Annotated in this window: 15 protein-coding genes; 13 read left to right on the top strand and 2 right to left on the bottom strand. The window is 37.4% G+C overall.

Going from position 1 to position 14096, the window contains the following annotated elements; genetic code table 11:
* The first annotated feature begins 2 nt into the window (after nucleotides 1-2).
* The 13 genes from G4D63_RS14325 to G4D63_RS14265 all read left to right on the top strand — a co-directional run bounded on the left by G4D63_RS14325 (nucleotide 3) and on the right by G4D63_RS14265 (nucleotide 13140).
* Nucleotides 3-845 (top strand): DUF1028 domain-containing protein, encoded by an 843-nt coding sequence (locus G4D63_RS14325; protein WP_163180365.1) that lies wholly within the window; start codon nucleotides 3-5, stop codon nucleotides 843-845.
* 229 nt (nucleotides 846-1074) lie between these two features.
* The gene (locus G4D63_RS14320; RefSeq protein ID WP_163180364.1) at nucleotides 1075-1254 is read left to right on the top strand and encodes a hypothetical protein; all 180 of its coding nucleotides are present in this window, start codon (nucleotides 1075-1077) and stop codon (nucleotides 1252-1254) included.
* 79 nt (nucleotides 1255-1333) lie between these two features.
* A complete protein-coding gene (locus G4D63_RS14315; protein ID WP_163180363.1) occupies nucleotides 1334-1636 on the top strand; it encodes a DUF4212 domain-containing protein in 303 nt (100 codons plus the stop codon).
* 31 nt (nucleotides 1637-1667) lie between these two features.
* Nucleotides 1668-3326 (top strand): sodium:solute symporter family protein, encoded by a 1659-nt coding sequence (locus tag G4D63_RS14310; RefSeq protein WP_163180362.1) that lies wholly within the window; start codon nucleotides 1668-1670, stop codon nucleotides 3324-3326.
* Between the two features lie 134 nt (nucleotides 3327-3460).
* Nucleotides 3461-3709 (top strand): sortase family protein, encoded by a 249-nt coding sequence (locus G4D63_RS14305; RefSeq protein WP_163180312.1) that lies wholly within the window; start codon nucleotides 3461-3463, stop codon nucleotides 3707-3709.
* 530 nt (nucleotides 3710-4239) lie between these two features.
* Nucleotides 4240-4509 (top strand): sporulation transcriptional regulator SpoIIID, encoded by a 270-nt coding sequence (spoIIID, locus tag G4D63_RS14300; protein ID WP_163180361.1) that lies wholly within the window; start codon nucleotides 4240-4242, stop codon nucleotides 4507-4509.
* Nucleotides 4510-4667: 158 nt separating this feature from the next.
* The gene (gene mreB / locus G4D63_RS14295) at nucleotides 4668-5669 is read left to right on the top strand and encodes a rod shape-determining protein (RefSeq protein WP_163180360.1); all 1002 of its coding nucleotides are present in this window, start codon (nucleotides 4668-4670) and stop codon (nucleotides 5667-5669) included.
* A gap of 104 nt (nucleotides 5670-5773) precedes the next feature.
* On the top strand, nucleotides 5774-6607 hold the full coding sequence (locus G4D63_RS14290) for a flagellar hook-basal body protein (protein WP_163180359.1): 834 nt from the start codon (nucleotides 5774-5776) through the stop codon (nucleotides 6605-6607).
* 20 nt (nucleotides 6608-6627) lie between these two features.
* The gene (locus G4D63_RS14285; protein WP_163180358.1) at nucleotides 6628-7443 is read left to right on the top strand and encodes a flagellar hook-basal body protein; all 816 of its coding nucleotides are present in this window, start codon (nucleotides 6628-6630) and stop codon (nucleotides 7441-7443) included.
* Nucleotides 7444-7466: 23 nt separating this feature from the next.
* Nucleotides 7467-7745, top strand: a complete 279-nt coding sequence (locus G4D63_RS14280; RefSeq protein WP_163180357.1) for a DNA-directed RNA polymerase subunit beta — start codon at nucleotides 7467-7469, stop codon at nucleotides 7743-7745.
* 86 nt (nucleotides 7746-7831) lie between these two features.
* Nucleotides 7832-8263 carry a 3-hydroxyacyl-ACP dehydratase FabZ gene (fabZ, locus tag G4D63_RS14275; RefSeq protein ID WP_163180356.1) on the top strand — a complete coding sequence of 144 codons (432 nt, stop codon included), beginning with the start codon at nucleotides 7832-7834 and terminating at the stop codon, nucleotides 8261-8263.
* A gap of 198 nt (nucleotides 8264-8461) precedes the next feature.
* Nucleotides 8462-8782, top strand: coding sequence for a hypothetical protein (locus G4D63_RS14270; RefSeq protein WP_163180355.1), 321 nt, complete (start codon nucleotides 8462-8464; stop codon nucleotides 8780-8782).
* Between the two features lie 239 nt (nucleotides 8783-9021).
* Nucleotides 9022-13140: a 5'-nucleotidase C-terminal domain-containing protein gene (locus G4D63_RS14265; protein WP_163180354.1), complete on the top strand. Its 4119-nt coding sequence runs from the start codon at nucleotides 9022-9024 to the stop codon at nucleotides 13138-13140.
* 64 nt (nucleotides 13141-13204) lie between these two features.
* Here G4D63_RS14265 and G4D63_RS14260 read toward each other — a convergent pair whose 3' ends face one another.
* Together G4D63_RS14260 and G4D63_RS14255 are read right to left on the bottom strand one after the other, a co-directional pair.
* Nucleotides 13205-13348 carry a hypothetical protein gene (locus G4D63_RS14260; protein ID WP_163180353.1) on the bottom strand — a complete coding sequence of 48 codons (144 nt, stop codon included), beginning with the start codon at nucleotides 13346-13348 and terminating at the stop codon, nucleotides 13205-13207.
* 78 nt (nucleotides 13349-13426) lie between these two features.
* A complete protein-coding gene (locus G4D63_RS14255; protein WP_163180352.1) occupies nucleotides 13427-13804 on the bottom strand; it encodes a hypothetical protein in 378 nt (125 codons plus the stop codon).
* Nucleotides 13805-14096 lie beyond the last annotated feature (292 nt).

Genomic DNA, 14096 nt, shown 5'->3' with positions numbered 1-14096 from the left:
ATATGACATTTTCAATTGTAGGCTTTGATCCAAAAACAAAAGAGCTAGGTATTGCTGTACAATCGAAGTTTCTTGGAGTTGGTTCGGTTGTCCCATGGGCAAAAGCAGGAGTCGGAGCGGTTGCTACTCAATCCTATGCTAACACCACATACGGTCCTAAAGGTTTAGAGTTGATGGAAGCAGGCAAAACTGCCCAAGAAACGCTAGATGCATTAACAAGTGAAGATGAGCAAGCAGAATTTCGTCAGGCAGGTATTGTTGATGCCCAAGGAAATGCTGCTACATTTACTGGCGAAAAATGCTACGATTGGGCTGGTGGGGTTACGGGACAATACTTTGCGGCTCAAGGAAATATTCTAGTTAGTGAAGAAACAGTACAGGCAATGGCGAAAACGTTTGAAAGTACGGAGGGAACTCTAGCTGAAAAACTATTAAAAGCACTAGATGCAGGTCAGGATGCTGGTGGTGATAGCCGTGGTATGCAGTCAGCAGCCCTTTTAGTTGTTAAAGAAAAAGGCGGCTATGCAGGCTATAATGATCGCTTTGTTGACCTCCGTGTGGATGAGCATCCAGATCCAATTAAAGAGCTTATTCGTATTTATGAGCTTCAGCAATTATATTTTGCTCCAACAAAGGAAGAAAACATTTTAGAAATCCAAGGTGAGGTAAGAACAGAGTTAATCTCTCAATTAAATCGTCATGGATATCTGGAAAACACAACAGAGGTTAATGATGAAACTCTATTCCAATCATTGACTACGTATATTCATACAGAGAATTTTGAGGGACGAGAGCAAGCGCAAGGGAAGATCGACCTAGAAGTATTGAACTATATGAAAAAATAACAGAGCGAGACTAGTCATAAATTGTTGACTAGTCTCGTTTTTTGTAGAAATATTAACTGTTTGCTTAGTTGACGGCCATATGAAAATTTTGGATAATTAAGTTATTGTAAAATTAAAAATATTCACTCATCGAAAATTAGGAGTTTAAAAAGCTATCATAAACATCAGTAAAATGATAGCGCCTTCATCAAAACAATTATTAATCATTCAAATCAGGAGGTCGACACAGATGATCTTTATAGTAATCTTACTTATCACCGGTCTCTCACTATTCTTTACTTTTAAAAAGGGTAAACCTCAACTTCTAATTTTTCCATTCTTATTTATATTTCTCTATTTTATCGTTGAAATCGTACTAGTCCCAGCTCCATTTATTGAGACAGTAAAGTTTATTTTTGCAATTGGTTAACAACGGGTTAATGAAAGGATGTGGTCTATGAAAAATGTTCTAATGTGTTGGTTTGCCTAAATCTTTCGGAGGTGATGATATGAGAAAAATTGATAAAAGTGTAGCAGATGCTTATTTCCGTGAGCGAACAAGAAATATTATGATCTATCTTCTTATTTGGTTTATTGTTTCGTTTGGTGTGGTGTTTTTTGCAGAGCCACTTTCGAAGTTTAGCTTTCTAGGTTTTCCATTTCATTACTACATGGGGGCTCAAGGTGCAGTTTTAACCTTTATCATCCTTTTATTTGTTAATGCAAAAGTAAGTGACAAAATTGATCAAAAATATGGCATTGATGAGGCTCAAAATGAGCAGTTAAGTATCGGCAAATCATTAGAACATTAAAAAGAGACCGTTGTGAAAAGGGGGAATGATCATGGATTTACAATTTATTGTTTCCTTAACTATAATTCTAGCAACATTTGCTCTATATATTGGGATTGCCTATTACAATAAAGCTACTGAAACGTCAGAATTCTATGTGGCAGGACGTGGAGTCCCACCGATTTTTAATGGAATGGCTATCGGTGCTGACTGGATGAGTGCTGCCTCCTTTATTGGTATGGCAGGAACTGTTATGTTACTTGGTTATAATGGCTTAGCCTACATAATGGGCTGGACAGGTGGATATTTACTATTAACCTTTTTATTAGCTCCACAGCTTCGAAAATATGGAAGATATACGGTTCCTGAATTTATTGGAGACCGCTATGAAAGTCATTACGCCCGCATTATAGCCGCTATCTGTACCATTGTGATCAGCTTCACGTACACAATCGGACAGCTTTCTGGATCTGGTGTTGTAATTGGAAGACTGTTTGAAATTAATGCAACAACAGGAACAATGATTGGGGTCGTACTAATCGCGGTTTATGCGGCATTCGGAGGAATGAAGGGGATTACCTGGACTCAGGTTGCACAGTATATTATCCTGATTATCGCTTATCTAATCCCCGTTATTTTCATGTCATTACAAATAACGGGTAATCCTATTCCATGGATTTCTTATGGGAATATTGTGAGTGAATTAGGTGCTTTAGATAGAGAGCTTGGAGTTTCTGAGTATTTTGCTCCATTTACTAGTGGAACAAAGTGGCAGTTTCTAGCACTACTCTTTACACTCATGGCAGGAACAGCTGGTTTACCTCACGTAATTGTTCGTTTTTATACGGTTTCTACGATGAAAGCAGCACGTTGGTCAGGAGCATGGGCCTTATTATTTATTGGACTTTTATACTTATCAGCACCAGCATATGCAGCATTTTCACGCTTCATCTTAATGAAAAATGTTGCAGGACAGCCAATTGATCAGCTACCTGCCTGGACAGCTTCGTGGGTTAATACAGGTAAACTTCAATTAGCAGATAAAAACAGTGATGGAATCCTTCAATGGTCTGAGTTAATTATCGACCGTGACATCGTCGTTATGGCAACTCCAGAGATTGCAAATCTTGGTGTATTTGTCATCGGGTTAGTGGCAGCGGGTGCTATGGCAGCAGCATTATCAACTGCTGGTGGGCTACTAATTGCGATTTCTTCATCATTCGCACATGATATTTACTACCGTGTATTAAAGCCAGATGCTTCTGAGAAAAATCGATTAGCTGTGGCAAGATGGACCATCGTCATTGCAACCGTTATAGCTGGTTTAGTGGCACTAGATCCTCCGGGAGCTATTACCCAAATTGTTGCATGGGCATTCGCGTTAGCATCAGGAACCTTCTTCCCAGCACTATTGCTCGGAGTATGGTGGAAGAGATCTAATGCATATGGTGTGACTTCAGGAATGATTGTAGGATTAGCGGTCACGTTAGCATACATCTTCGCAGCCAAAGCAGGAGTATTCACGATTTTAGGTATTATTGACACAGGAGCTGGAATTTTCGGTGCTATTGCCGCCATTATCACCAATGTGGTGGTTTCATTATCAACCGCACCACCATCGTTGAAATCACAGGAAGAAGTATTAGATTTAAGATATCCAGAACAAATGACTTATAAAGACGGAGAAGTTTGGATGAATGAATCTAAATAGAAACTTACGAAAAGCTGCCACTTTAAGGCAGTTTTTTTACTGAGGAAAATTAAGGAAGTGTGATAGATAGACATATTAGAAAAGAAATTTATTAGCCTGTAATGTAAGCTAGTTTTGAAATGGAGAACACCAGAGTGAAACTATTATATAAAACTGTCCCCCTGATCCTAGTTACTGTAGGTTTACTATTTGTAGGTATTGCAGGAGTAGAACTCTTAAGTTCGCACCAAAGCCAGCAAAAAGAATTACAAGAGGCTGAACATGACTATAATGAAGAAACTTTAACTGTAACTACTTGTTTCCCCTTTGGATATGTTGGTGATGCACCAAATCGTTATATAATAACAGCTAAAAGAGCATCAAACTTAATAGGAGATAAATAGAACACCCAATCATTTTTAATATAATGGGTGTTTTTTGCTGTTAACTACCTTCTATATGATTTAGATAAGCTGCTTTTAAGGAGAGGAATTGGTAAATCTAGTAAATGGCAAGCTGGCTCTAAATCACACTTCGACATATTTCCCAGAAAATAACCCCATTATGACAAAACCACTCTACCATTCTCTCAGGTTGATTTTCTTCTATATAGAGTTGAAAAAGTATTCATATTGACAAATATTTGTACTATTTAGCGAAATTCCTACATATTGCATTAACAGGGCGAAAGTTTCAAAAAAATCAGAGAAAACCCTTGTCCTAATTGACTTTTTAGCATATATCCGCAACCAAGCTAATAAACTGTTACAAACCTAACAAAGAGAGTGTTTGAGGTGAGGGGTCGTAAATTGTCTTCGAAGGATCAAATAAATAAACATTCTTCTTTAGATGAACGAGCATAATTCCTACTTCGTAGCTAACTAAACGAGTCTCATTTCACACTTCTCACATCCAAATTAGGGAGGCGAGTAGTGTGCACGATTACATCAGAGAGCGTACTATCAAGATTGGAAAGTATATCGTGGAGACAAAAAAGACTGTTCGCGTAATTGCGAAAGAGTTTGGAGTTTCCAAAAGTACTGTTCACAAGGACTTGACGGAAAGATTACCTGAAATTAATCCAGAACTAGCGAATGAAGTAAAGGACATTCTTGATTATCATAAATCAATTCGTCATTTACGAGGTGGAGAAGCAACAAAGTTAAAGTATAAGAAGGAAGAACATGAGGAAGTAGTAAAATAGGATGGAAAATTAGGTTTGAGGCAATGTTTTTTCAGATTTCGACAAACTCTTTCAAATTTTCCTTGATTTTTTATGTGAATTCATATACTCTTCGTCAAATTGTGATAATATAACTATAGAATATTATCGTCGTAAATTTGCAAGGAGGACATGAGGAAATGTTTGCAAGGGATATTGGAATTGATCTAGGTACTGCTAATGTATTAATTCATGTAAAAGGTAAAGGGATCGTTCTTAACGAGCCATCAGTAGTAGCAATTGACAGAAATACAGGGAAAGTCCTTGCAGTTGGTGAAGAGGCTAGACGAATGGTAGGACGTACACCAGGGAATATAGTTGCGATTCGTCCATTAAAGGATGGAGTCATTGCGGATTTTGATGTAACAGAGGCTATGCTAAAGCATTTCATTAACAAGCTAAATGTAAAGGGCTTTCTTTCTAAACCTAGAATTTTGATTTGTTGCCCAACAAACATCACGAAGGTAGAACAAAAAGCAATTAAAGAAGCTGCTGAAAAAAGCGGTGGAAAAAAAGTGTATTTAGAAGAAGAACCAAAGGTTGCGGCTATTGGTGCTGGTATGGACATTTTTCAGCCAAGTGGAAATATGGTAGTTGATATTGGCGGTGGAACTACAGATATCGCAGTATTATCAATGGGAGATATCGTCACCGCCTCTTCAATTAAGATGGCTGGAGATCGTTTTGATAACGAAATTCTAAATTATATTAAGCGCCATTATAAGCTTCTAATTGGGGAAAGAACTGCTGAGGATATTAAAATTAAGGTGGCTACTGTATTCCCAGGTGCACGTAACGAAGAAATTGATATTCGTGGTCGTGATATGGTTTCAGGATTACCTAGAACGGTTACTGTTCGCTCTGAGGAAATTGAAAAGGCTCTTCGTGAGTCAGTTTCTGTAATTGTACAAGCTTCAAAAGGAGTACTAGAAAGAACTCCGCCTGAGCTTTCTGCTGATATTATCGATCGTGGAGTGATCTTGACTGGTGGAGGAGCACTTCTACACGGAATTGATACCCTGCTTTCAGAGGAGCTTCGTGTACCTGTATTAATTGCTGAAAATCCAATGGATTGCGTAGCAATTGGAACAGGGATTATGCTTGACAGTATGGACAAGCTTCCAAGACGTAGTTTCGGGTGATGATAAGAGAAATCCTGTATAGGAAATAGCTAATTTTGGTTGATGAGTTTGTGTCATAACTCATTTATAATGGAGTTATTGATTAGTTCGAGAGGAGAAACAGTATGCTAAGAGGCTTTTATACGGCAGCGTCAGGGATGCTCACCCAGCAGAAAATGACAGAATTGCTAACAAATAATATGGCAAATGCTAACACACCTGGTTTTAAAGCAGATCAGGCGAGTGTACGTGCTTTTCCTGAACTATTGTTACAACGCATCAATAACCCAGGCGTTCCGAATACAGGAGTTCAGTTACCAGGGGGTAGAACGATTGGAGCTTTAAACTCTGGTGCCTACCTTCAAGAAACGATTCCTAATTTTATTCAAGGTGACTTACAGGATACTGGTCGTAAAACAGATATCGCCTTACAAGATTTAAATGTTCCCATTAATGTACAAACAGGTCAAAGATCATCCCTTTTCTTCCATGTACAAGATGCAAATGGAGAAAGTCGATATACAAGAAACGGTAATTTTACAATTGATGGACAAGGCTTTTTAACTACAAATGAAGGCTTTTATGTCCTGAATGAAAATAATGAACGAATCATGATTAATAGTGGTGATTTTACTCTTCAAGAAGATGGAACTATTATTGAAAATAACCAAGCAATTGGAAGATTGAATATTGTTCTAGCCGAAAATCCTAATGCTCTGGTCAAAGAAGGCAATGGGCTGTTCCGGACTGAAGATGGACAGGCACTGCAAACGGCAATCGGTAATGAAGATGTAGCTTATTCATTAAAACAAGGATTCGTAGAACGTTCAAATGTTGATGCTGCCCAGACAATGACCCAAATGCTCACTGCATTTCGTGCTTTTGAAGCAAATCAAAAAGTACTTCAGGCTTATGACAAAAGTATGGACAAGGCTGTCAATGAAATTGGCCGATTATAATTTGGTAAAAAGGTGATAATATGAATCGTTCAATGATAACTGCAACGAATACAATGACTCAGCTTCAAAAGCAGCTGGATAACATCAGTCATAATATTTCGAACGTTAATACAACAGGCTTTAAGAAAAGAGAGACTAATTTTCAGGAGCTATTATTTCAGCAATTTAATAACCAGCCAATAGCTGCAAATGAAGTTGGGCGTTTAACGCCTAATGGAATTCGTATGGGTACAGGGGCAAAGGTTTCACATACTAGCCTACAGCTTGCACAAGGAAATATCGTAACGACTGAACGAGCACTAGATCTTGCCCTTTTAAAAGAAAATCAGTTTTTTGAGGTAGAGGTTGATGGTGAAGTTCGCTACACGAGAGATGGTTCGTTTAGTTTATCTGTACTTGAAAACGGCGAGACCCAACTTGTTACGAGTGACGGTCATCCTGTCTTGAGTGAAAATGGTCCGATTATATTCGGTGAAGGTCACACAGGTTTTGCTGTAAGTAATACAGGTGAATTAAATGTTAGCTATCAGGATGGTACAACAGAGACTTACGATTTAGCAATCACTCAAATTCAACGTCCTCAGTTGTTGCAATCAGCAGGAAATAACATTTTAGGATTGCCTAATTTGGATAATTTAGGTATTTTAGAAGTAGATGTATTTGCTGCAATCGGTAGAAACGATATTTCTGTCCAGCAGGGAGCACTTGAACAATCCAATGTTGAACTCCAGAAGGAAATGACAGAGATGATTAATACTCAACGTTCATACCAATTTAACGCGAGATCCATTTCAATTGCAGACCAAATGATGGGTCTGGTAAATGGGATTAGATAGGTATTATGAAGGGGAATAAAGATATGTTGCCAAGCGTAGAAAATGTAGAAGTTAAAACAAGAGAAGATGTAAAAAAGAATAAAAAAGAACGAAAAGAAAAGGCTGAGAAAGAAAAGCCAATTAAAATTCGTATCCGTCTTTTCCCTATATGGCTACGTTTGCTCATTATTGTTGTTCTCTTAGGATTAAGCCTATTGGCAGGGGTAGCTGTTGGATATGGTATCATTGGAAATGGTGAAATGGATGATGCTTTCAAAGAATCCACCTGGACACATATTATAGACTTAGTTAAAAAGCAATAATGAAGGTAGGAAGGAGTGAATCCTTCCTTTTTTTCACTTTTAGGCTTAAAATTATACTAACGATACATACTAAAGGAGACTTAAATATGCTGGATATTAATCAAATTAAAGAAATTATCCCACACCGCTACCCTTTTTTATTGGTCGATAAAGTGTTAGAGATGGAAGAAGGTAAGCGAGCAGTTGGTATTAAAAATGTAACAGCAAATGAAGAGTTCTTTGTAGGGCATTTCCCAGATTATCCTGTTATGCCTGGTGTCTTAATTGTTGAAGCACTTGCTCAAGTTGGTGCAGTGGCAATGCTTAGTAAAGAAGAAAACAAGGGACGTCTTGCTTTTTTCACAGGTATAGATAATTGTCGTTTTAAAAGACAAGTTAAGCCAGGTGATCAATTACGTTTAGAAGTAGAAATCATTCGCTTAAAAGGCCCAATCGGAAAAGGTAAGGCTATTGCAACTGTTGATGGTGAACTAGTTTGTGAAGCAGAAATCATGTTTGCATTAGGTGAAAAGAAATAAAAGTGGACGGTGGTCATCTTTCTTTATGGAGAGATGACTTTTTTATATAGGAATTCCTAAAGGGAAGGGTTGTTACAGTTTGCTTAAAGGATCTGAATAAAATATGATAGCCATGCAAGTTTTAACTTTTTCTGGGCAATATAATCAAAGACCGATACATGCAGGTCATGAAAATATGCTAAGAAAGGGTGGTCTCATATGAACAAAAAGTGGTTTATGCTTTTAACTAGCTCACTTCTTGCTGCATTCTTACTAACAGGCTGTGCAACGGATGACCCAGATCCAGCACCTCCAGGAACAGAGGATGATGGAATGGGTCAAGAGTTGGAAGAAGAAGGTGAAGAGTTAGAAAACGAAGTAGATGAAATGACTCCTGGCGATGAAACAACACCTGGTGAAACTGAGCAAGGTGAAGGAACTCCTGGTGAAATGGACGAAGGTACGACTGAAGATCCAGAAGCAAACATGGATGATAAAAATAATGCTGGAGCAGGCGACCAGGGCACTACAAATCAATAATAAGATGTAAACCATGTGTGGTACTAAACACATGGTTTTTTTATGTCCTTTTTATAGTAAGAATAAGACTAAAGTATTAATAGCTGTATGAAATTAATAGTCTATTTGTATGAATTTTACGATTTTTACAATTACTTAACCTTTAGTTAATATCGATGTATTATAGTAGATTTGGTGGGGAGTTACTAATTAATCATTGATCGTTTCTTCCTTAAAAAACGGTTTGGAAGGAGATTTGCATGAAGCTTAGTTCTATAAAACGGATTACTAGTTTTCTTTTAATTTTTACATTTGTAGTTAGCTTTCTTACACCGGCAATACCGGGGGCGAAGGCGGCAGAGGTAATTTCTGTAGCAGAAGCAATAGCAAATAATACTGGCACGGCGACAGTGGAGGGATATATTGTTGCTCATACAACGGGTACTAATAGCTATAATTTTCTAGCTCCGTTTAGTAATGATTATAACCTTGCTATAGCTGATACTCCGAATGAAACTGATCCAGCAAAGATTTTTCCAGTACAATTATCAAGTGGGTTTAGAACTTCATTTGGATTAAATACCAATCCTAACATCATTGGGCAAAAAATAAATGTAACCGGAAGTTTAGAATCATACTACTCGGTTCCAGCTTTAAAAAGTCCAACGTCAATAGTCTTTGTAGATGGACAAGGTGAACCTACTCCACAACCAGATCCATCAACAATCATTACGATAGAAGAAGCACGAAAATTAAGTAATAATACAACAGTTACAATCCAAGGTGTAATTACAGCAGATAACTCTGCAATTGGTGGGGGAAAGCTTTCCACATATATTCAGGACGAAACAGCGGGAATTAATATATATTCATCAACTTCACAAGATTTAAAAGAAGGTGATTTAGTAAAGGTAACGGGAACTCTTGCTGAATACAGAGGGTTAAAGGAAATTATTCCTGCAAATGCTGTAGAGGTGCTAGCACAGGGACAACCTTTACCACAACCTAAAGCTCTTACCTTATCAGACTTACAATCTGAAACAATTGCTGAACCATTAGAAGGTCAGCTAGTAAAGGTAACAGGATATGCTTCTTCTGTACCTAGTTCACCTGCAGGTGGTGGATACAACATCTCATTTATTGATGCTGAATTTAACAGTACAACTCTTCGTTTAATGGAGGGTACTAATGCGATTAGTGCGATAGAAGAAGGTAAATGGTATGAGGTTACTGCCATTCTAAGTCAATATAATACGTATCAGATTCTTCCACGTAAAGCTGAGGATATTGTGTTAGCGGCTGAACAACCAGAGGCTCCGTCAGCGGCTGGAACCTATGAATCTAAAGTTCTATCTGTAACAGATGGAGATACGATTAAACTAGAAATACCAGTTTTAGGAGCAACTACGGTTCGTTTTGTAAACATTGATACAGCAGAAACCTATCATACTCCTAAAAACGAGTTAGACCAAAACCAGCTAGATCATGGAATTGCTGCAAAAGAATACATGAACACTTTATTAAAAGCAGGAGATGAGGTTCTTGTTAAAGTAGGAGAAGAAGCTACTGATGCGTATGGACGAGTATTAGGACAAGTCATCCGTAAATCTGATGGCTTAAATACAAATCTAGAAATGGTACGTTCAGGTAATGCTGTTACGTATTTTATTTGGCCAGTAGGCGATGAAGCAGATTATAACTTGTTCCAAAATGCAGTTAAGGAAGCAAAGGATGCAGAGTTAGGTATTTGGAATCCTGCAAACCCTCTAATGGAACTGCCATTTGAATTTAGAGCAAGAGAACAAGGAAAAGGTTTATCAAGATATGTAGGAAATTCTGACACTAAGGAATATGTGTTACCTGATAACTTTAAGGATGTTCCAGTAGAGAAGAGAGTTTTCTTTGCAGACTCAAATGAGGCAGAAGCAAATGGTTACACGGCAGTAGGTTCACAACAGCCGGTAGAAGATCCAAATGGTTCTGAAGATAATATTTCCTTACAATTATTAAGCTTAAATGATTTACATGGAAAGATTGATCAACAATATAAATTAGATACAAATGGCGATGGCGTAGAAGAAACAGTTGGACGTATGGACTATGTTTCAGCATATCTTAAGCAACGAGATGCTACAAATCCAAACACATTAATCGTTCACGCTGGTGACATGATTGGTGGAAGCTCACCAGTTTCTGCATTACTACAAGACGAGCCAACAGTTGAAATTTTAGAGGCAATTGGATTTGACTTTGGTACAGTTGGTAACCATGAGTTTGATGAAGGTACACAAGAATTACTTCGTATGGTTAATGGTGGAGAGCACCCAGAAGGAAAAGGCACTATAGGTTACGATGGAATGAACTTCCCTAATCTTTGTGCTAATTGTATGTCAAAAGAAACAAACCAACCAATTTTACCTCCATATGCTGTTTATGAGGTTGAAGGAGTAAAGGTTGGATTTATTGGTGTAAATACAGTAGCAACAGCTAATATGGTAATTCCTTCAGGGATTCAAGATATCTACTTCTCTGATGAAGTTACGGCAGTAAATAATGCTGTAGCTGAGTTACAAGCTCAAGGCGTGGAATCAATCATCGTGTTATCTCATATGCCTGCATCACAAGATGGAGCAAGTGCTACAGGAGATGCTGCAAATTTAGCAAACGAAGTGAACGATGCTGTTGATATTATTTATGCTGGACATAACCATCAAATCGTAAATGCGGTGGTTGATGGTAAATTAATTGTGCAAGCTTTAGACTATGGAAAAGCCTTTGCAGATGTTGATGTTGAAATTGATCCAACAACGAAGGACATTGTGAAAAATTCAGCAGAGATTGTTTATGTTAATCAAAGTGGAGTAACACCAGATCCTGAGGTTGAAGCTATTCTAGCCAAGTATGCAGCTCAAACTGCAGAAATTATGAACGAGGTAGTTGGAATTTCTGAAGGTGAACTAAAGGGTGGCTATGCTTCAAAAGGATTAGTTGGTGACAATGCTTTAGGTAATCTCATTGCAGATGGTATGGCATGGGCGATGCAATCTGATTTCGCATTAATGAACGGTGGAGGAATCCGTGACGATATTAATGCAGGAGAAATCACTTGGTCTGAACTGTTTAATGTTCAACCATTTGGTAATACACTTGTAAAAGTAGAAATTACAGGTGCGGATCTCGAGGAAATCATTAATGCACAATTTTCTTCATATGGACCAGACGTTTCTATCGGTGGATTCAAATATACTTGGGATGGTTCAACTAATAAGGTGGTAGATTTATTTTTACCAGATGGTTCGGAAATTGATAGGAATGCTACTTACACAGTAACTGTTAACAATTATATGTACGAACATGGTAGAGATAAGTATAAGCTACGTTTACTTGGAGAAAATCCAGTTCAAGGCCCAATTGACTTAGACGCTACAGTCGATTTTATAAAGAGCTTTAATAACGAAGCAATTACCTATATAGCGGAAGGCCGTATATCACAGGTGATAGCGCTCAGTGAAACAAATGAAACAGTTACCTTACCAGAAGGTGGAATGATTGATTTTAGTGGTGCTACTTTTACTAACAATGAGCCTGTTACAGTAACTCTTGAGCCAGTTTCGACTGATTCACTTGATTTTACTAATGGTGCATACTCAATTGGTGGTATGATCCTAGATATTCATGTCTCTGATACCTTTACAGGTGCTGTTACGCTAAAATTCCCATATGATCCTTCAATGGGAACAATTGAAAACCTAGGAATCTATCACTATAACAATGGAGTATGGGAATACCAACAAACTAAACTAGAGGATGGGTTCCTTATAGCAAAAGTTTCTCACTTCTCTATCTATGGTGTGCTAAAGAAGAACGATATGGAAGCACCTAGCACTGTATATTCACTACCAGAAGCAGACTTGTCTACCGGATCATTCATTGATCATGTGAAAGTAAACTTATCTGCATCTGATAATTTAACAGAAGTTAGTAAAACAGAATATACATTGAACGACGTTGAGTGGTTCATTTACGAAGCAGATAAAGGGATTCTTATTGACGAAGAAGGAACTACAAAAGTTACCTTCAAATCTACTGACCTGGTAGGAAATGTTGAAGAATTGCAATCTGTAACAGTCACGATCGTAAAACCAACCATCGATAACGTTAAATTATTCGTTCAAGAGGCTGAAGCTAATAAGGGAATGAAAACGTCTACCCTTGCTAAACTTAGAAAAGTAGAACGTACACAGGGTGAGAAAGCCTACAAGGAATTAGAAAAAGTAGAAAAGCACTTAAAGCAAATGAATAACAGACTGATTAATGAGGCAGATAAGGAAGATATTCTTAAGCTCATCGAATATATCCTGAAACATCAAACACTATAATAAAAAGGCTTCTCTCGTAAATGAGAGAAGCCTTTTGTTCCGTATAGGATCTTTTTTCAGCAAATTACTCAAACCAATCCTCAGTAAAATAATGAAATACGGCATCCATAACCACATCATCTAAATAACGGTCAAGCTCTTCCTCCGTTAAATTAGAGATCTGATCCTCATCTACTGAAACATTCATAAACCTGGTTGTAATTTGCATGAAATTTCCCCTCCTTGTAGCTTTCTACTTAATTAGTCGTACTTGTTAATAGAAAGTTACAAGGAAAGAAAAATATTTCTATGAAGCTAGTAAAGATAGAGAATCTAGGAAAATAATCCAAGTGGTAAACGTACCTATTAAAATAACCAACCAACCTAAGCCTACGTACCTTGGCCATGTTTTAGGCTCGGTGACAGAATAAAAGAATAAAATAGAGATAAATAACCAGGTTAAAAAAACGATGCTAGCTAGAAGAAATAAGAAGAATGCAGTCCAGCCGGTTGCCCATGCACTATGAATGAACAGGTATGCTGGTACCGATAATGCTATAGGTGTTACGAGTATAAAAAGAATTGATTGAATGAGAAAGAAAGAAAAGAATTGCTTTATGTCATTTCCTATTTGTATATTTGGAATGGCGATTATTCCTTCTTTTACTGGCTTAATGAGTTCCATAAAAATCCCCCCTACTGTAATAGTAACAAGGAAAAGTTGAGGATTTTGTTGAATATTGTCGACATGAGATAAATTTCCAATCGCTACCAAATAATACTTTAGTACTAGTGGGATAGACCATTAGGGGAATAGTAATTTTGTTTAGTTTTTGTCAAAATAAACAAATAAACCTTTTTAAAGGTTTTACCCAAATTGGTTAGTGTTTCATTCATTCGACCAGTTTGGGCTTTTTTATATAGAGAAAATAAGGTACGATAAAAATTAACAGAATATTAACATAAGTGGAGTTTTA

The organism is Bacillus mesophilus (assembly GCF_011008845.1).
GTDB classification, from domain to species: domain Bacteria; phylum Bacillota; class Bacilli; order Bacillales; family SA4; genus Bacillus_BS; species Bacillus_BS mesophilus.
Note: the sequence above shows the minus strand (reverse complement) of the source record. Positions and strands in the feature narration are given on the sequence as shown.